Here is a 19,975-nt window from a genome sequence, read left to right on the forward strand (position 1 = left end):
TTTTAATAGTTGTAAGGAGATGAACAGAGTGACTTGGTTAGTAGAAGATGAACGTACTCAAAAAGAATTAGCAGAACAATTTTTAAAACAGGTCGAATCGAAGTCTATCCTTAAAATTCCGGGTACACATGATGGAATGGCAGCACTTGTGGCCAAACAAACTGGGTTTGAGGCGCTCTATTTATCTGGAGCAGCCTACACTGCAAGTCGGGGCTTGCCTGATTTAGGCATTGTTACGTCAGATGAGGTTACTCAGCGTGCACGTGACCTTATCCGAGCAACCCAGCTTCCATTGCTAGTCGATATTGATACAGGTTATGGAGGGATACTGAATGTTGCCAGAACCGCAAAAGAAATGGTTGAAGCAAGGGTTGCTGCGGTTCAGATCGAGGATCAAGAACTACCAAAAAAGTGTGGTCATTTAAATGGTAAGAAACTCATTTCAACAGAAGAAATGATGGCAAAAATCAAAACAATTAAGCAAGTAGCTCCATCACTAGTGATCATTGCTAGAACGGATGCCAAGGGAGTTGAAGGAATCGAAGAAGCAATCTACCGGGCACAGAATTATTTAGAAGCCGGAGCAGATGCTATTTTTCCTGAAGCACTACAAACGGAAGAAGAGTTCCAATATTTTAGCGAAAAAGTAAAAGCGCCTTTACTAGCAAATATGACAGAGTTCGGCAGGACACCTTACTATACTGCTGAACAGTTCGAAGGCTTTGGATACAGTATGGTTATTTATCCAGTTAGCTCCTTACGAATGGCAGCAAAGGCTTATGAAAAAGCATTCAAGGAAATATTTGAAAAAGGCACTCAAAAAGGTGTGTTGGACGATATGCAGACAAGAAGTGAGCTATATGAAACGATAAGCTACTATGATTATGAAGAACTCGATGAGAAAATCGCACGTACTGTTTTACCTGAGGAAAATTCGAACGACTAAAGAGTTTGTAGGGTTGAAGGGAATTCATTTTTAAAAAATAATTTTTCTCTCGAATAAGATAGTAACAATTAGGTACTTGTTAAGATAAGTCTTCTTTGGAAGGCTTATTTTTTTATATTAATGGGCTAGCAATCTATTAATTTTAAAAGAAATTGAGTAAAAGACGTTAAAGTAATATCTAAAGCATGATAGAGAAAACCGTTCATACATGTTCATACATGAGTTGTTCGTTCCCTGATGGTTGCCTATTTGATATACTTAATTATTATAAGTTATTTAATAGAACGCTATTTTATTTTTTACTTTTGCTTTACATGGTCCAACCCCATAAATGAACTACTATTCCTAGAAAGGGGAGTTTTTTCTTGTCTGAATTTCTTATCATACTCAAAGATATTATATTACCAGTATTTATTTTGATGGGGATCGGTTTTCTACTACATAAAAAGTTTCGTTTAGATATTTCAACATTAGCAAAATTAAATATTTATTTTTTGATTCCTGGTTTTATTTTTGTAAAGTTATATAGTACCGAAATCACGTTGAACTTATTTTCTAATATCTTTTTATTCTTTTGCTTCTATGTTCTTGTGCTTTATCTTATCTCAATTGTCATCAGTAAATTTATGGGGTTAGATAAGGGGGAAAAAACAGCTTTTTCTAATAGTGTCATGTTTTATAACTCAGGTAATTATGGTGTTCCAGTCAATGACTTAGTATTTAGAAGTGATCCATTTGCGATGTCGATTCAAGTTATTGTTCTCGCCTTGCAGAATATTTTTCTATTTTCTTATGGAATTTTTTCGTTGCAATCAGTTAGTCAAGGAAAGCTAAGAGCGGCACTTGGGTATTTTAAAATGCCTGTATTGTATGCGATGCTAGCTGGTGTTTTTTTAAACATTTTTGATGTAGAAATTCCTTCTTATATTTGGGTACCGTCAAATTACATTGCGAATGCTATGGTTTCTATAGCTTTGATTACTCTCGGAGCGCAAGTAGCCGAATTGAAATTTAAATCCGGACTACTCAGGGTTTATTGTAGTTTAACTATAAGATTGTTAGTTGGCCCGATTATAGCTTTGATTATTATCTTTTTATTTAAAATCGATGGAATTTTCGCGCAAGCATTATTTATTTCGTCCGCAATGCCTACATCTGTAAATAGTGCAGTAATTGCACAGGAATACAACAATGAGCCAAATTTCGCAGCACAAGTCGTTTTGCTTTCTACCATAGCAAGTGCCTTTACCGTTTCAATGGTTATTTACTTAGCTAGAATTATATTCTAAATTGATATAATGAAATTGAGCCTTCTGAAAAAGGCTCTTTTTTATTTCACTCAACTATGCACATTGTGCAATGGAATTCAAGAATAATGTCAGGGAAATTCCCCATGAAAATCAGGATTTTCCCTAATGTCACAAAATTGTCAAAAACGTTAAGATGAGAATAATAAGAAACGAGAAACAATTAAGGGGTGGAATGAGCATGGTTGAATCGTTACTAGGGGTTATCTTACCTTTTTCATCGATAGCTATTTTTGTAATGGGATTAATTTGGCAATACGAAGACAAAGATAGTTATAGAAAAGGGTTTGTAAACATGCTGTGTGTCAGTCTTGGTATAGTCGTGCTCATAACTGGTGTTATTTCTCTAAGCCAGATAACTATTTTCAAATGGATGAGCGAATTATTCTTATTGAATATAACTGTAGCACCACTAATAATTAAAATGCATGTCCTAAGTCTCTGTTCGTTACTAATAGTTCTTCCTTTTACACGTTTTATAAAGCTCTTTAATATTTTTAAATTAAAAAGATATACATTTGATAAAGTGAGTCAAAAGGTCGCAGTGGTTAACTTCGGTAAATTTTTTGAGTGGATGTTCCAAACCCCTCATCAAAGAAAAAATAAAGCTGAGTTAAAGAAAAATCAATTTGTTTTGTCTGAATGAAGAAAGGGTTGTCTGGATTGATACTTGAATTCGATGTGGATTAGTTAAAAAATCGAGTTAGAACATTCGTTCGGAATATGTTGGGTTTATGATATAATCTAGTAAGATAATGTTCTTTTAGGGAGAGATCGGCTAACCCCGGTGAAAGGGGGTGATGCCTATGGGTATGTATGAGAGTTTTATGGTACTGATTGGTTTTGGTACTTTCTTGATTGCATTACTCGCATTGGTCATAAATTTGATCAATAGAAAATAGACCTCCCTATTTACCCAACAAGCTAACTAGGTGAGGTCTACCTGAAATGGTAGCCGATCCCTCTGGGGGAACCGCTTATCTAAAGACCACAGTTGGTAGCTGTGGTCTTTTTTAGTTGTATTCTAAATCTGTAACAATTATACCATAATCAAGATGAAAAATGAATGGGACAAAGGGACAGGCTCTTTGTCCCGCGAGAATGTTCATATTATCTCAGTTGAATCTAAAGAATTTTTCATAATACAAAGCAATGTTCTAATTCAATTGAGAGACCGAGTTAGGACCTTTTTAATTTAATTAAAAATAAGTTAATATATATTTAGACAGGAATTAGGATGAAAAAAATGGTAATACGAAAAACAAAAAGAAATTAGAAAAGCATAAGAAACGAAAGCTTGCAAAAAGAAGTGCGAGGCAGAAGGTAGATGAATGGGAAGATCAAGATAGTGATGAAACATTTTCTTTTATCGTTGGTTATACAGAAGGTGGAGTACCCTTTGGTATTACTTGGGAAGAATCGGAAGAACAAGAATTGGGTCCAAAAATAAAGGTGAACAGATTAAAGAATCAATTAGCGCTGATGATGAGTATTTGCCTTTTTAAAGGGACTATACATAATTAGGAGGCTAATTTATGGTTGCAGTAAAACTAGATACAATAATTGAAGGAATGGAATTAGACATGGAAGAGATTCAAACTTATCTAAATCATGAGACAGGGGAAGTAGTTACATTATCTTCAGATGCTTTAAGAATGGCAGAAGACGATGAACCCCTGGAAAACTTGCTGGACTGGCAGCAAGATGAAGTTAAGATAGCCATTGAGGTTGTGGAAAATTGGGATATTTACACAGACCTCCCCTCGCAATTTGAAATAGATGATATAGGATGATGGAGAAATTTTCCTTTAACCTTACCGATAAAAAGCAGGGAGACACTTTATTAAATGCTATCAATGGAAAAGGAGCATTTAGGCGATTTAAAGATTCTGTGAATCAAATGGGATTAGACAATCAGTGGTATAGTTAATGCGATCAGTGCTATAGAGAAATTGCGATAGATTTTTGCAAGATGAATGGTTTGAAGTATAGTTAGCGACAAGAAGCCCGCCCCTTGTCCCCTTTGCATAGTCTAATGGTTGATTGGAGAAAACTATAACAAAAGGAGAAAGGAGTGAGCATAATCGAAACATACAATCAAACTGGATTCCCTAGAAGCCTAGTCGGTGATGATGATCCAATTTCATTAAAAAACTCCCAAGATTCTTACGATATTTACGTAAATGAAAACTATATAGGGAAAAAGTTTTTGTCAGGGCAAGGTGATGAAATAGAGAGTGTTGCTAAATTTCTAAAAGCACAAGGAGTCCAAGATATATCTGCCAATTTAGATGGGGACCATTACGTTATAAAAACTGAAGAATCACAGCGTGTTGAGGAGATAATAGAAACATACTTAAAGAATAGATAAGGCTAACGGGTCAAAGAAATGGTATTCCATTTTCTTTAGGCCCGTTTTTATTTTTTTTTCAAGTTTGCTACCACCTTTTTACTAATCCCTCTTGTATGAAACATCCGACTTTAATTGGTATTCTCCCATAAAATGGTATTCCATTTTCTAACTAATTTATTGTGAATGGAATGATTCTTTCTACTTAGTTGTATAAATTAAGTGAGAGCTATAAACTATTAATCAAGTAAAGGTTGGTTCGATAATAACTCTCAACTAAGCAAAATTCTAATGATCATATTAATGACGGCTTATTAAGTACATCTTTTAAATAAAGGAAAATGGAAAGGGATTTTTAAATGAAAGCTAATCTTCCGTTTGAAAAAATCACAGTTATTAGATTACTAGATGGATATGACAAAGGCGAGTTTACAGCGGAAGAAATTGTTCAATCCTATTTGGAACGGATTGAGATTTATGAAGAAAGATATAATGCATTTACTTTTATAAATACCAATGCCTTGGAGGAAGCGCGTGAATTAGATCGGTTACGTGCAGAAGGAAAAGAAATGGGTGCATTAGCAGGTATTCCAATTGTTATCAAAGAAGCGGTAGATATGATTGGATTTCCTACTACATTTGGCTGGGCGCCGTTAAGCAAAAAGACTGGTGGAATCGAGTTAATGCCTATAATGGATGCAACGATTGTAACTAGGCTTAAAGAAGCTGGTGCGATTATTATAGGTAAAACAAATATGCCTGCGTTCAGTGCGACAGGCACCCATGCAAACACGAGCTGGGCTGGTCCAACCTATAATGCTGTAAATGAATTGTTTGTTCCAGGTGGGAGTAGTAGTGGGTCAGCAATGTCAATCTCAGGAAACTTCGCGGTGCTTGGAGTTGCTGCGGAAACGGGTGGTTCCATTCAGAATCCTGCTGCAGCACAATCCATTGTCGGAATAAAACCCTCATTCGGACTCATACCAACCACAGGAGTTACACCACTTGCGGGCACTACGCGTGATGTATTAGGACCTGTTGCTCGTTCTGTAGAAGATGCGACTCGTTTGTTAGATGTTCTGGCTGGTTATTCGGAGGAGGATCCTAAGACTGAAATTTCTATAGGAAAAGTACCGGCTAAAGGATATACTGCTTCACTTATGGAGCCCATAGTTAAGGGGAAACGGCTTGGCCTCTATGGTCCAGGATGGAGAACTGCGGAACTATCGGAGGAAACACAAGCCCTATATGCTAGAGAAATAAAAAAGTTAGAGGCTGAGGGTTTTGAAGTTGTTGAAGATCCCTTTGCAGACTCTGGGTTTACAGAAATTGTTAAAGCTGCAAATAGTTCTGGATTTGAGTCATTTTTCTATGACCTTGAAAGATATCTTGAAAATTTAAATCCGTCTGATGATACGTTATCAATAGATAATGTTTTTAAAAAAGCTGGTGCAGTTCCTTGGACAGAAAGTGGACCATTATTCTGGTTAAAGAGCTTTACCAATCACATTGGCTTGAATAACCCCGCTGAACTACCAGATTTAACGGAGTTTAATAAAGTTAAGTCTGAGTATATACGTATCATTGAATCGGTTATGGTTGAGCATCAATTAGACGGATTTGTATTTCCACAGATGTCAGTAGTAACCCCTAACACGGGAGAAGGAGACATAATTTCTACCACTGTTGATGAAATAAATATTAGTGGTTTGCCATTAGTAACTGTTCCGGCTGGTTATTATCAGAATAGTTCACCATTTGCCTTAGCATTTTTTGGAAAGATGTGGAGTGAAGCGAATTTAATTGGCATGGCATACCAGTATGAACAAGCAACCGGTCATCGGGAATCTCCAGTATTGAAACTCTAAAAAACTCTGTGAGAAGTTGCAGGGGGAAAATTAACTTGGTGTAATTACGAAAAAAGAAACAAAATGCCAAGCCCATTTTGTTTCTTTTTTTAGAAGATTTTAAACCTATAGGGTGGTTCTTTCTTGAGGTGATTACTGACGAAAAATCAATATCTGGGACAAGGGGCCTGTCCCCTTGTCCCTATTCGCTTTTATATAGTCGGATAGAGTTTTGTTTGCTTTTAATGTTTTTAGTAAAATAGCTGTGAAGAAACATACCTAAAATAATAATGAAAAGTCCGACGATAGCCAAGCCACTAGGTAAAGGAGTTGATAGGAGAAGAACTTCACCAATCATTACAAATAATACCTGAGTAGACTGTGTTGCTTCGACGGCTGCTAATTTACCTTGCTCCCCTTTAACCCTATCTGTCGCAATAAAAAATAAAGTTGTTGCGATAACTCCTGAACAGATTGCTACAATAAATGACTGAAGGAGTTGACTTGAAGTAGGTCCACCAACCTCTATTAAACCAAAAATGCTAATGACTAGCCAAAATGGTAGACTTGCTAAGGTCATTCCAAATACTCGTTGAAACGTATCAAGTTTTCCGTCACAAACCTCCATCATTTTCCGGTTCCCTAATGGATATGCAAATGCTGCAATGATTACAGGTAGAATACCAATGATTAATTCGAATATAGTTAAGTTATTTGCCTTTTGTAGTTGGATAAGACTGACTCCAATCAAAATAATTAGTGAAATACATAGAGCTTTTAACTGTAATTTATTCCTTATTTTCAATGGTCCATCTTCTGTTTGTATTATTGTGAAGAAAAAAGGACCTAATAAAGTTCCTGCTACAATAGTTAGTTGCCATGTTCCAGCGACTAACCAGCCTGGTCCATATGCTGCGGCATAGGTTAAAGATGCGTAAAATAACACAAATCCTACAAAGCTCCAGCCTAACCATTGGAAGGGTTGTTTCAACATTTCATTTATTACTTGTTTTAAATTGTGTCGTAACAGTACAATTAGAAGTAGAAAAGGGAACATAAACAGGAAACGTAAAGATGAACTCCATATCCAGCTTCCTCCTTCGAGTTCCATAGATCGATTTAAAATAAAAGTGACAGCGAAGAACATAGAAGCTAAAATACCAATTAATATTTCTTTCATGATTTACCACCTTTAGCCATTCTATAAATAGTACATTATAAGTTTATTAAAATTTATCATATAAAGCGATTAAAATGGAGGGTTAGCGAAATGGGCAACAAATTTTCATCAGAAAATGCAGAAAGATTTGCTAGACAGGTTGGTGAAACAATGAGGAGAACTATGCAAAAGCGAAAGATGAGCTTACAAGAATTGGCTGACATTACAGAAGTAAGCAAACTAACATTGGGTAAAGTAGAAAGAGGAGAATCAAATTCATCGTTTTACGTTTTTTTTAAAATAGCTAATGCTCTTTCAATTCCAATTTCAGTATTATTCAAAGAAGATAAAGAAGTGTTAATTTCACGAAAAAACATAGGCGATAATGTCGTAAGTGCCAATGGAGCTTGCACGTTTCAATCCATATCTGATACCTCTAATTCCGGTTTGGTTGAAATACATAGAGCTTTTCTAAAACCCAATAGTGAATATTCACCTGATGCGCATCAAATAGGAGTCATCGAATATGTTACGGTGATGTCGGGGGAGCTACAAGTTAAGATAAAGGATGACTACCACCATCTATATGAGTATGACTCCATAAAATTTAATGGTAATTTAGAGCATACTTTTATAAATCCAACTAATTCGATTTCAGTATTACATTTTGTAATGACCTACACCAAAGCTAGCTCTTGAGTAGAACAATTTATTCATTAATAAGATGAAAGTTAATAACAGCAGAAGCATGTTAGAGTTGGAGCAGGGAACCTTCCTTAATTGGAAGGTTATATAATTTATTGTAAATCTATGAATTGGCTTGGAGGTGACTTAACTTGTTGTGGGATAAGTCCAAGTGCAGTGTTTGTAATAATGAAATTAAGAAAAATGATGTAGTTTATGTAAAAATGAATTATCCAAAGCGTAAAGGATTTACTGAAATAAAAGCCTATCTACGAAACAATGGAAAGTTTATTTGTGAAGACTGTTTTAAGACTACATAAAACATGTAAAGATGGTACAAAAAGAATCATGTATAACAGTTAATCAAAGCCTGTAAAATCTTACTTTATCCTTTGATTTTTGCTATTTTAGATTTGCTGGATAGACCACTCACTTTTTATCAGCTTTTAAATTACTTACAAATATCATATAATAGTAGATATATTAATCTATAAATAATTGTAATAAACTATGATAGGGTTATAATTGAGACAGGAAAGGTGTGCGACTAGGTTGTGCAGACAACTTGGTGTGACGTTTACATTTTTTCTGCAAATTTTTAGCGGAAAAGGTTGGTAAAAATGAGCAACGAAGAAATCAAAACAGACGTCATTTTAATTGGCGCAGGAGTAATGAGTGCGACTTTAGGGACACTTTTAAAAGAATTAGCACCAGAATGGGAAATCAAAGTGTTTGAAAAGCTCGCAAACGCAGGTGAAGAAAGCTCTGGCGTATGGAATAATGCAGGAACTGGACACGCTGCATTGTGCGAACTTAACTATACAGACGAAAAACCAGATGGTTCTGTAGATATTAGTAAAGCTATTAAAATTAATGAACAGTTTCAGACTTCCATGCAATTTTGGTCTTATCTTGTAAATAGAAAGTTGATACATAATCCACAGGACTTTATTATGCCAATACCGCATATGAGTTTAGTGCAAGGCGAAAAAAATGTATCCTTTTTAAAAAAACGTTTTGAAGCAATGTCAACTAATCCTCTATTTCAAGGGATGGAATTCTCCGATAATCCGGAAAAACTAAAAGAATGGATTCCACTTATTATCAAGGACCGCCCATCGGATGAGCCGATAGCGGCAACCAGAATCGATTCTGGAACTGATGTTAATTTTGGTGCTTTAACAAACATGATGTTTGACCACTTAGAGAGTAAAGATGTCGATATGAATTATAACCATAGTGTTAAGGATATTAAGCGTACTAGCGAAGGTATGTGGGAATTGAAAGTGCGTAATTCTGATAGCGGTACTATCGAACGCCATACGGCAAAGTTCGTCTTCATTGGAGGCGGGGGAGGTAGCATACATTTACTGCAAAAATCCGGTATTCCAGAAGGAAAGCATATTGGAGGATTCCCGGTGAGTGGACTATTTATGTCATGTAATAATCCGGATATTGTCGCGAAGCATCATGCAAAAGTGTATGGCAAAGCGAAGGTTGGTGCTCCACCAATGTCTGTTCCGCATCTAGATACACGATTTATCGACAACAAAAAATCATTGCTATTTGGACCTTATGCTGGTTTCTCACCAAAGTTTTTGAAATACGGTTCCATGTTTGATTTAATAACTTCTGTAAAACCAGATAATTTCATAACTATGTTGGCGGCAGGTGCTAAAAACATGCCATTAACAAAATACTTGATCCAGCAAGTTATGTTATCAAAAGAAAAGCGTATGGAAGAGTTACGTGAATTTATCCCGAACGCCAAAAGCGAAGATTGGGATTTAGTAGTAGCAGGCCAACGTGTACAAATTATAAAAGATACAGAAGATGAGGGAAAAGGGACACTCCGATTTGGTACGGAAGTTGTTAATTCAGCTGATGGTTCGATCGCGGCATTATTAGGTGCTTCGCCAGGTGCTTCTACCGCAGTTCCCGTTATGCTTGAGGTGATGGCAAATTGCTTTCCAGAGCACATGAAAGAGTGGGAACCAAAGATTAAAGAAATGATTCCTTCCCATGGAATGTCACTAATGGAAAATCCAGAGCTTCTACAAAAAATTAAAACTTCAATAGCCGAGACACTTGGTCTAAATGAAAATGAGCAGGAGCGAATCTTTAGTTAACTTTTTGAGACCATTGTAATAAGTGTATATTGTTTAATAGTAGAGTCATTGTAAAGAACAGAGAAACCTTTAATCTATATTTTGATTGAAGGTTCTTTTTTTGAAAACTCTCATGCTTCATTTTTTAAAAAAGTATGTATTTATGGGCGATAAATTATAAATAAACTGGTGAGTTAATCTAAGAAGAACTTTCGCACACTTCATACACTTGGTGAAAACATACGTTGAAGGAGGGGAACTTAAGTGAAAAAACTTGGAATTATATTAGTTATGCTTATTACTATAACTTTTCTATTTGTGTTTATAAATAAATTATATTATCCTTCGCTTCCGATCAATGGCATAACAGCAAAAGAAGCAATTGAAATACTGAAAGAATCGGATAGTGAAATTGCTAAAATAGCAGTGGAAGGTGAGTCTATTTGGTATATTACAAGTAGTAAGAACGGAGGCATTTCAGTTGCTGACGAAAATATAAAACAGTTGGTCGCTTCAAATGGATGGGAATTTAAACAAAAAGACGGCAGTGGTTTGTTCTTTGAAAAAGCAGGAGAAAGATTGATTTCTACTACCCAGATGTGGACTGAAAATTATGTTCTAGTTAAAATACCAAGAAGATTTTCCATATCTTAAAAAAACTGAAGGAACCAAGATGACCTTAATTGTAGGTCCTTTTTTTGGTGTATTATGATATAATTCGCAAACACTGGGGATGACAGATGAATAAAACCTTAGTAATCCTGTTATTTTTTGTGATAGTAATCGTTAGTTGTTTCGGGACAGATGAGCAATCAGCACCTGGCAATCTAAAGACACTCACCCATGATATTGAATAGAATGGACTTACACTACAAGCTAAGATAAAGATAGGCTAGACATTAGGATAGGCGCTTCAATTAGCAATACCAGCAAGGAGACCATTATATACAATGGTCGCTGTGGTATTCCATTTGGGATATCTGGTGAAATAAGAGGATGCGCATTCGTACCTATTTCCAAGCATGGGATTGGAGGAAGGTTGCGTAGATGTATTTGATCCTAATGATTTAAAGGAAATGAAACCGGAAGAAACATTTGAAAAGGAAATATCATTTAAACTCGAAGTTGAATTGACGAATCAAGAAACTGCAAACGCGTTAAATGGCATGCTTGAGGTTTCATTTTCCTTCCAATTGCATGATAATGGCAGATTCTCATCTTCATTACTTGTTGATCTAATAAATGGTAAAGAAACTGAAATTTTGTCTATGGATCAAGCAAAAAAATGGCAAAAGCTCATCAAGATGGTGTTGATCGAATAGTTACCAACATGTATGCTAAATCGGGTGAGATTCAGGAGATTCATAATGAAGAGTAAGCTGTGATACGATATTGGAAACGTTAGGTGTACACTATTTGACTATGTATAAATTTTTCTATCTCTTAACAACATTTGTGATTGTATTGAAAATGTAGTTTGCTTTATTTAGGTTTCTAATTTAATAGTTTAGAGGGTGAAAATATGACCGATCTAAAAAAAGGCTATACATATAATTTTTTATCAGTATTAATGATGGCAGTTGGACCCTTGCTATCAAAGTTTGGGCTATTACATATTTCACCGTCAAAAGCTGCGGTTATAAATACAATTGCTATTATTTTTGCAAGTTTTTTATGGGGTAAGTTAACCAAAAGAACAGTTACTTTTCATTTCGAAAAGGAAATTATTTTGTTAGCCTTATTTAATTCTTTAGGTGTCATTTTTTTGTTTGTTAGCATGAATTTATTATCACCAGTTCAGGTTGGGTTTCTGGGTAGATTTTATACTGTATTTGCTGTGATTTTGTCTGTTCTATTATTAGGTGAGAGAATGACAAAAAAAGAAATTTCTTTTATTATTTTGGCAATTCTAGGTGCTTTTATGTTTGTTAACAAAGGTGGAATAGGTAACGCGACATTATTAGGAAGTATATTTGCTCTTGTTTATACCTTCTTTTTTGCATTGACCAACATTTTTATTAAGAAAACACTATCTAAAGATAAAAGCTCAAATTCTATATTATTTACGAACAATTTTATTACACTAATTTTTGTTATGGTTTATGCGGTAATATTCGGTGATTTGTTTGATAGCAATTATTCAGTTGAAGGTGTATCATTTATTATTTTGTCCTCTGTTATAACTGGATTCATTGGAACTATTTTATTATATGAAGCTCTTAAATATTTGCGATTTTCTATTGCCAATGTAACTAGAGCGTTTAGTCCTATTTTACTCGCTATAATTTCATTTCCATTTTTCCCTATCGAATTAACTATTTTGAATATTACTGGCGCTATTCTCTTGTTATTGTCTATTTTATTGCTTTCGTTAGGAGATAATAAAAAACGTAATGAACTTAAAAAACAGTCTGCTTAATTAATCAATATCATAATGAAAATTGTAATTCTAGCAACAAACTTTAATCGATTGATTTAGGGATGAATGTCCATCCCTTGGTTGAGCAATTCAGAGTTTTTGTGAAAGTTTTGATCCTTAAATCTTTCTTTTAGATTTTTATCAGAAAACTAGGTGGTTGAACCCTTGATTTTCTGTGTATAATTAAGATAAATCAAAAAGTGAAGAAAGTTGAGAAAATATGAATAGCTTACCAGTTTATCTAGAAGAGATAGAAGATTTATTTGTAGACACATTTTATCGTCGTGGCCTTCACTATTTTAATCAAGGACGTGTCAAAGAATTATACTTTCAAAGCCGTGACAACAAATGGTACGGGAAGGTACTTGGAACTGATATCTATGATGTTTCAGTACAAATAACGGCTGATGGGATTGATTTTGACTGTGATTGCTTGGCTTTTTTTGAACATGACGAATGTAAGCACGTGGTTGCATGTCTTATGGAAATTGAAAGCAGACAGCCAAATACTCCACTCCAAATGAGGTCTAGTAAAAAGCAAAAGGACCAACAAACAATTAATCATTTCGTCAATGTATTTTCCAGTCTTCAGCAATCCCAAGCCTATCATCAAGAGCTTTCGACAAAGCAACCACTCCAAGTTGAATTCATCATAAAAACAAACTCACCATACGCTAGAGCAAATTTATGGACCATTGAAATGAAAGTTGGAGCAAAAAGAACGTATGTTATCAAAGATTTAGCCGGATTTTTAACAGACGTCGACAAGGATAATAGTCACTTTTTCACTGACAATTTTACGTATGATCCCACCGATCATGTTTTTACCAGAGAAGATTTTTCGGTTATTCAGTTGTTAATAAACATTGTAAAGAATGAAGTTGCATATTCAACTTCTTATTATAGAAAAGATGATCGAGTCGTAACAATTCCACCAATGGTTGTGGATGAGCTGCTGTCCAATCTTGAACAGACAAACTATTTGTTTGATACTGTCGTTGATTCATACAAAAAAATTGATATTAAAAAAAATGAAATACCATTTGATTTTAAGCTCGACAAGGGATTGAATGATGACTTTCTTTTAGATGTCACCAAATTAGTACACATGCAATTTTTTGATGTCTATAACTATGTTTTAACTAATAATGCCCTTTATAAGTTAACCACCGAACAACAGCTAATTTTAAAGGAGCTTTCTGCTGGAATACAGCATTCGAGAACGAGAATCGCTGAACATAGATCGATACCAATTGCCAAGGAACAGATGGAGTCATTTTTGTCGGTAGTTATCCCCGAAATTAAAAAAGTGGGTCAATTAGAAATTACAGAACAGGTCTCTAGTCAGATTAGACAATATCCATTACAAGCAAAGATGCTAGTTGATCGTGATGAAGAAACTTTACTGGTAGAGGTAGAATACCATTATGGCGATGTTAAAATTAATCCTTTTCAAACTAATCTTTCCGAGGTTGGAGAATCGAATGAATTAATTATTCGCGATATTCGTAAAGAACAAGAAATTATGACTGCAATAGAGAATGCTTCCTTAAAATACAATGGAAAAAAATTATATGTAGAGGGAGAGGAAGAACTGTATGACTTCCTTTTCGAGACACTTCCCTATTTAGAGGACAAGGCAGATATCTATCTTACTAATGCGGTTAAGGCTTTTTTATTGCCTGCTAACCAAGCACCAGAAACCTCATTCGAGTACAAAAGTGATGGTAGTTTGCTAGAGGTAAGCTTTGATATGAAGGATGTTGATTCAGAACATATACAAAATATTTTGGAGTCAATGGTTGAAAAGAAAAAGTATTATCGATTGCCAAACGGTGCGTTTGTCTCGATTGAAGGCAATGAGCAGTTTCAAAATATAAGCAATCTGTATGCAGATTTAAATGTTAGTAAATCAGAAGTAGAGGATGGAAAATTACAGCTACCAATTTACCGAGCCCTTCAAGTTGATGAAATTATTAACGAAGGAAGTAAGAGCAAAATCCGGATTGGGAAACAATTTCGTCGACTCATCAACCATTTGAAAAACCCAGATGAAATGGACTTTGAGTTGCCTGTTAACCTTAAGGCTGAGCTTAGAGATTACCAAGAAATTGGCTTCCAATGGTTAAAGACGTTGGCACATTATTCGCTTGGAGGCATTCTAGCAGATGATATGGGGCTAGGTAAAACATTACAAAGTATTACCTTTTTATTGTCAGAAAAACAACAAGAAAAGCAATCAAATCCAGCACTAATCGTTGCACCTGCATCGCTCGTTTACAATTGGAAGCTGGAATTCGAGCGGTTTGCACCTGATCTTGAGGTGGAGGTGGTTATTGGAACACCGACCGAACGTCAAGCAATTTTAGAAAAGCAAGTGCTACCAGATGTATTCATTACTTCTTATCCAACGTTAAGACAAGATATTGAGTGGTATAGGGACCGCCAATTTAGTTCTTTTTTCTTAGATGAGGCACAAGCAATTAAAAATGCGGCAACGAAAACTTCTAAAGCAGTTCGGAGCATTCAGGCGCATAAACGGTTCGCATTGAGTGGTACACCAATTGAGAATTCGATAGATGAACTATGGGCTATTTTTCAGGTTATTTTACCTGGATTTTTCCCGGCGCAAGGAGTATTTCGCAAGCTTTCGGAGGAAAAAATATCAAAAATGGTACGGCCGTTTATATTAAGACGGTTAAAAAAAGATGTCCTAACCGAATTGCCAGATAAGATTGAAACAACACATGTGTCGGAACTGACAACTGAACAAAAGGGACTCTATATGGGTTATTTAGAAAGAATCCAACAAGAGACAAGAGAATCGTTGCAGACGGAGGGGTTAAATAAAAGCCGAATTAAAATCTTGGCTGGGTTAACCCGTCTACGCCAGTTATGCTGTCATCCGTCTCTGTTTATTGAAAACTATCAAGGACATTCAGGTAAATTAGAACAATTAATGGAGATTGTGAGTAATGCTCAAGCAAATAACAAAAGGATGCTGATTTTTTCACAATTTACAAGCATGCTCCATATTATTGAAGAACAGTTGACGAGGGCTGGCATTCGTTACTTTTACATTGATGGTCAAGTACCATCAAAGGAAAGAGTAGAAATGGTTGAACGTTTTAATCAAGGAGAGAATGATGTCTTCCTTATTTCTCTAAAAGCAGGAGGAACTGGATTAAATTTAACCGGTGCAGATACAGTTATTTTATATGACTTATGGTGGAATCCTGCTGTAGAAGAGCAAGCTGCAGGAAGAGCACATCGAATGGGACAAAAAAATGTAGTTCAAGTGATTCGATTAGTAGCAAAAGGAACAATCGAGGAAAAAATCGATCTGTTGCAGCAACGAAAAAAGGAACTAATTGAAAAAGTCATTCAACCCGGCGAAGCTATGTTATCTAGTATTACAGAGGAAGAGATTAAAGAACTGTTAAGTATTAATTAGTCAGCTCATCCGTATCAATATAATAAAAAAACTAGTCTTCTCTCACACAGAGAAGACTAGTTTTTTGGGCTATTTATCAATTTTACGTTAGAACCAGCGATAGCGTCTAGCAAATGAAGCAAATCTTTTTAACAATGTAAAGCGACGTGAGTTATACTGGGTTACTCGTAGCGCGATAGTATAGGCGTCGTTTTCAATTCGTTTTTTATGAAAGTTCCATTGTTCCTCATCAGGTGCGTCCAAGAGTAGTTCCGTATTATACCAAACACTCGACCTACAGTGAGTTAGAATAAACGACGATAACGATTCATCTTTACGTCCCATTAAAAAATCCACAGGACGAATGAAGCGAGCATGATGGTTTGCAAGCTCGTCTTGAGCTAAATCTACCAGATCAGCAAGTACTTCGTTTATTCGTTCGTGATCTTGGCGTCTCCTCATCATAATACGAGCATCTGGCCATGCCTTGTCTTCAGTAAGAATAGAATGCAAGACCATAGGTAAATCGCTATTAATATGAGCGTTAATTCCTAGTAATGCGTCCTGCACAACAAACCCTCGCCTATCAGTTGCTTGATCAAAGGCGAGTTTCCATGCTGGAGAACAATACTTTCCGATTTCATAAGAATCAATAGCATCAAAATAGTACTGTGCGAACTTAACAAGAACACGCTCCATCCAGACAGAATCTTCAAAGAAATCATCAATTAGACGACGTTGCATTTCTTTTGTCATTAGGAGGTAAACTCGTTGAAATATCACACGATAATCCCCACACTCCTGAAGAAACTCAAGCCGTTGCGTCATTTCACTGATTACTTGATTCATGTTTTGTTTCTGAACTACCTGTTTGCTTGCAGCCCCCATTGGTTATCCTCCTTCGAAGTTTATTTTTAAGAAAGCAGGACGACACAGGAAATAAGTTTGTGAAAAGAGAAAATTCAGATTATTAACCATAGTATACCAAATAATTTGAGTTAAGGGAGATTAACATTTTTGAATTGGATCAAAATTTTCTTGTGCTTAATGTCAAATAACATGTAAAATGTTTTAAGGGGAATTAAAGTGAGAGATGAATTAAACAACAAACAATTAATATGCGATAGTAATATATAACAAATTTTACTTATCGAACAAGATATGTGGTCATACCCAATTCTGAAAACAGAGTACTCATTTAAATGGATGATAGAGAAGTGATGTTTCAACTTCATTATTCAAATTGTTAGTTTAAAAGAACATAGTGGGGAGTGATATGTATTCCTTTTGGATCAAGAATTCTAAAAACTGGTTTAGCCGTTACCTTATCAATTTATATTTGTATTATTTTGGGTATGGAAAACTCTGTTTTTGCTGGGGTGGCTGCAATATTGGCTGTCCAACCATCAGTGTACCGTACATGGAAGCAATTACCTGACCAAGTAATTACAAACTCAATAGGTGCTTCAATTTCCTTATTTTTTTTATATTTCTTTGGGGAAAATCCAGTTATTATTGGATTTGTTATAATTTTAATTATTTCTCTAAGTATTAAGATGAAAATGGAAAACACCATTCCGTTAACCCTTGTTACCGTTATCGCAGTAATGAGTGCGACTGGAAGTGAAGACTTTTATTTTGCGTTAGAAAGATTTCTCGTCATTTTAATAGGGACTAGTACTGCAGTAATTGTAAATACATTGATATTTCCTCCAAAATATAAGAAAAAATATATCTTGAATATAGATGTTGCTTTTCGTAATATGTCATTATTAATGAGAACTGTTATTTCCAATGAAATGACTGAGGCCTCATACCAAGAAATTAATAGGAGCTTTAAAAAAGATTTAAAGAAATTAGAAGAACAATACAAATTATTTGATGAAGAAAGAGAAAAATTTGGCAAGTCAAAACGATTAAATGCAAGAGAAATCATTGTGTTTAAACAAATGCTTAAGGTTTTACAGGAGGGAAATCAACTTCTAGATAATATTGAGGAACACTATTCTCAAAATAAATCAATTGACGATGAAAATAAAGTTTTGGACCAACAACTTGAAGAGTTAGTAAAATACCATGAATATTTATTATTAAAATATATAGGTAAGATAAAAGAAAATCATCAGAATATAGACAATGACATATTGAAAGAAAAAGAAAAATTTTACGATCAGGTACTGAAGTTCTATCATGAAAATAAGGAACAGAAACTTCGCACTATGATTATCGCTTCTTCCATAGTTGACTATTCATTTCATTTAGAGCGACTTGAAAAATTAATAAATCAGTATATTAAGATTAGAGAACACGGCAAATGAAAGTAAAGACACAAAGGGCATTCTTAATTTTGAATTCCCTCCTGTGTCTTTTTTATTTTAGTCTCTAATTTGGATGTTATACTCTTGACAAACCTACGCAACAGTTGCGAGTGATGAAGTCCAAATTCGATGGTTGGGTACAATGTATGTAAGATGGGCTTTGAAACTTTATCATCGTTTTGAACGTATATATAAAAAAGGGGGGATTACTATTCTTAAATATCTTGGTATTGGTGTATTTTTAACCATTATCGCTTTGGCTATTGGTGTCCTTACTAGTGACTGGAACTTATTTTTGAAAATAATAGCTGTAGCGGCAGTTGTTCCCTTACTATTAGCAGGTTTATTAACGGGTGCTTTTGTTGATGGTGATAGAAATCGAGCTAATTATCATACAGAACCAAAAGAATATAGACAGGGAAAAAACAAATGGGTTATAAGATTCTTATTACTTGGAGTCCCTAACTTTACATTATTAATTATATTTGTAGTAATAGGTTTAGTGACCAGATAGGGTTTCCTTTATAATTTAGTTCGACAAATGTATACATTTATTTGTTCGTAAACTAGTGGAGAGTTACTGCATCCTATCAGATTTAAGAGAGATAATTAACTGCACAATAAAAAGGAGGAGTGTACATATGCAACAGGTGATTGAGGCAATAAATTATTGGATAAAAAATTTACCAGAAGAGTATAATGCTATGTCTGAAGAAGAGACTTCAAGTCGACCATTACCAAATAAATGGTCTAGAAAAGAAACTTTGGGCCATCTATGTGATTCAGCGATAAATAATATTGAAAGATTTGTAAAGATACAATATGAAATCCCTATTTATGTTGTTCAACCTTATAATCAAGATCAATGGGTAACAATCCAAAATTATCAAGATAGGTCACTTGATGATATAGTATATCTTTTCGAAATATTAAATAAGCAACTCGTTAATATAGTAAAGAATGTTCCTGACGAACGCCTATCCAATCTTTGTGATCTAGGAGATAACCAACATAAGACTTTTGAATGGCTTATACAAGATTATCTTAGGCATATGGAACATCATATTAACAATCAAATCTTAAATAGAAACATTAAATAACTAGATCTGGCTATATTGATACTTTAAAGGATTTATAGGTTTAACAGTTTTAAAGGGTATGTTATTTATTCCGAGTCTGACCTACTTATGGTCGAGTGTACAGATGCAGTTTAAAAAATTCAATTGGTATTGTATACACTTTAGGGTATGACTGCAATTTGCAAATAACTGAAGAAACCATAATAAACGATGAAATTAGTGCAAGGATTGATACTAGAGAAATAAAAGCGCACCAGTTGTGTTAACTAATCACCGAAAATCAACATAGCCGTGAAGTCACTGCCTAAGAAATAAACGTCTTAAA

18 protein-coding genes are annotated in these 19,975 nt (G+C 34.8%); 16 read left to right on the forward strand and 2 right to left on the reverse strand.

Features of this window, described 5'->3' with window-relative positions; genetic code table 11:
- Window positions 1-28: 28 nt before the first annotated feature.
- The 7 genes from prpB to GH741_RS03270 all read left to right on the forward strand — a co-directional run bounded on the left by prpB (window position 29) and on the right by GH741_RS03270 (window position 6,471).
- Window positions 29-946, forward strand: coding sequence for a methylisocitrate lyase (gene prpB / locus GH741_RS03235; protein ID WP_338079214.1), 918 nt, complete (start codon window positions 29-31; stop codon window positions 944-946).
- A 365-nt stretch (window positions 947-1,311) separates the two neighbouring features.
- The gene (locus GH741_RS03240) at window positions 1,312-2,235 is read left to right on the forward strand and encodes an AEC family transporter (RefSeq protein WP_153735315.1); all 924 of its coding nucleotides are present in this window, start codon (window positions 1,312-1,314) and stop codon (window positions 2,233-2,235) included.
- Window positions 2,236-2,434: 199 nt separating this feature from the next.
- A complete protein-coding gene (locus GH741_RS03245) occupies window positions 2,435-2,899 on the forward strand; it encodes a respiratory nitrate reductase subunit gamma (protein WP_170287541.1) in 465 nt (154 codons plus the stop codon).
- Window positions 2,900-3,059: 160 nt separating this feature from the next.
- Window positions 3,060-3,155 (forward strand): putative holin-like toxin, encoded by a 96-nt coding sequence (locus GH741_RS03250; protein ID WP_153735317.1) that lies wholly within the window; start codon window positions 3,060-3,062, stop codon window positions 3,153-3,155.
- Window positions 3,156-3,788: 633 nt separating this feature from the next.
- Window positions 3,789-4,046, forward strand: a complete 258-nt coding sequence (locus GH741_RS03255) for a hypothetical protein (protein ID WP_153735318.1) — start codon at window positions 3,789-3,791, stop codon at window positions 4,044-4,046.
- A 281-nt stretch (window positions 4,047-4,327) separates the two neighbouring features.
- A complete protein-coding gene (locus tag GH741_RS03265) occupies window positions 4,328-4,624 on the forward strand; it encodes a hypothetical protein (protein ID WP_153735320.1) in 297 nt (98 codons plus the stop codon).
- A gap of 338 nt (window positions 4,625-4,962) precedes the next feature.
- The gene (locus GH741_RS03270; RefSeq protein WP_153735321.1) at window positions 4,963-6,471 is read left to right on the forward strand and encodes an amidase; all 1,509 of its coding nucleotides are present in this window, start codon (window positions 4,963-4,965) and stop codon (window positions 6,469-6,471) included.
- Window positions 6,472-6,652: 181 nt separating this feature from the next.
- Here the strand turns inward: GH741_RS03270 and GH741_RS03275 are convergent, their stop codons facing one another.
- Window positions 6,653-7,630 carry a DMT family transporter gene (locus GH741_RS03275; RefSeq protein ID WP_153735322.1) on the reverse strand — a complete coding sequence of 326 codons (978 nt, stop codon included), beginning with the start codon at window positions 7,628-7,630 and terminating at the stop codon, window positions 6,653-6,655.
- A 90-nt stretch (window positions 7,631-7,720) separates the two neighbouring features.
- On the opposite strand from GH741_RS03275, the gene GH741_RS03280 reads away from it, so the two are divergent.
- The 6 genes from GH741_RS03280 (at window position 7,721) to GH741_RS03305 (ending at window position 16,274) form a co-directional block, all read left to right on the forward strand.
- Window positions 7,721-8,308 carry a helix-turn-helix domain-containing protein gene (locus tag GH741_RS03280; RefSeq protein ID WP_153735323.1) on the forward strand — a complete coding sequence of 196 codons (588 nt, stop codon included), beginning with the start codon at window positions 7,721-7,723 and terminating at the stop codon, window positions 8,306-8,308.
- A 605-nt stretch (window positions 8,309-8,913) separates the two neighbouring features.
- Window positions 8,914-10,422 (forward strand): malate:quinone oxidoreductase, encoded by a 1,509-nt coding sequence (locus GH741_RS03285; RefSeq protein ID WP_153735324.1) that lies wholly within the window; start codon window positions 8,914-8,916, stop codon window positions 10,420-10,422.
- 243 nt (window positions 10,423-10,665) lie between these two features.
- Window positions 10,666-11,055, forward strand: coding sequence for a hypothetical protein (locus tag GH741_RS03290; protein WP_338079215.1), 390 nt, complete (start codon window positions 10,666-10,668; stop codon window positions 11,053-11,055).
- A gap of 368 nt (window positions 11,056-11,423) precedes the next feature.
- Window positions 11,424-11,723, forward strand: a complete 300-nt coding sequence (locus GH741_RS03295; RefSeq protein WP_153735325.1) for a hypothetical protein — start codon at window positions 11,424-11,426, stop codon at window positions 11,721-11,723.
- A 200-nt stretch (window positions 11,724-11,923) separates the two neighbouring features.
- Window positions 11,924-12,820, forward strand: coding sequence for a DMT family transporter (locus tag GH741_RS03300; protein ID WP_153735326.1), 897 nt, complete (start codon window positions 11,924-11,926; stop codon window positions 12,818-12,820).
- Window positions 12,821-13,040: 220 nt separating this feature from the next.
- Window positions 13,041-16,274, forward strand: a complete 3,234-nt coding sequence (locus GH741_RS03305) for a DEAD/DEAH box helicase (protein WP_153735327.1) — start codon at window positions 13,041-13,043, stop codon at window positions 16,272-16,274.
- An 87-nt stretch (window positions 16,275-16,361) separates the two neighbouring features.
- Here GH741_RS03305 and GH741_RS03310 read toward each other — a convergent pair whose 3' ends face one another.
- Window positions 16,362-17,141 carry a DUF5995 family protein gene (locus GH741_RS03310; protein ID WP_153735328.1) on the reverse strand — a complete coding sequence of 260 codons (780 nt, stop codon included), beginning with the start codon at window positions 17,139-17,141 and terminating at the stop codon, window positions 16,362-16,364.
- A 383-nt stretch (window positions 17,142-17,524) separates the two neighbouring features.
- Between GH741_RS03310 and GH741_RS03315 the strand changes: the two genes are divergently transcribed.
- The 3 genes from GH741_RS03315 (at window position 17,525) to GH741_RS03325 (ending at window position 19,671) form a co-directional block, all read left to right on the forward strand.
- On the forward strand, window positions 17,525-18,571 hold the full coding sequence (locus tag GH741_RS03315; protein ID WP_338079216.1) for an FUSC family protein: 1,047 nt from the start codon (window positions 17,525-17,527) through the stop codon (window positions 18,569-18,571).
- A 142-nt stretch (window positions 18,572-18,713) separates the two neighbouring features.
- Window positions 18,714-19,085: a DUF5316 family protein gene (locus tag GH741_RS03320; protein WP_153735329.1), complete on the forward strand. Its 372-nt coding sequence runs from the start codon at window positions 18,714-18,716 to the stop codon at window positions 19,083-19,085.
- Between the two features lie 127 nt (window positions 19,086-19,212).
- The gene (locus GH741_RS03325; protein ID WP_153735330.1) at window positions 19,213-19,671 is read left to right on the forward strand and encodes a DinB family protein; all 459 of its coding nucleotides are present in this window, start codon (window positions 19,213-19,215) and stop codon (window positions 19,669-19,671) included.
- Window positions 19,672-19,975 lie beyond the last annotated feature (304 nt).

It is taken from the genome of Aquibacillus halophilus (assembly GCF_009649745.1).
Classification (GTDB): domain Bacteria; phylum Bacillota; class Bacilli; order Bacillales; family Amphibacillaceae; genus Aquibacillus; species Aquibacillus halophilus.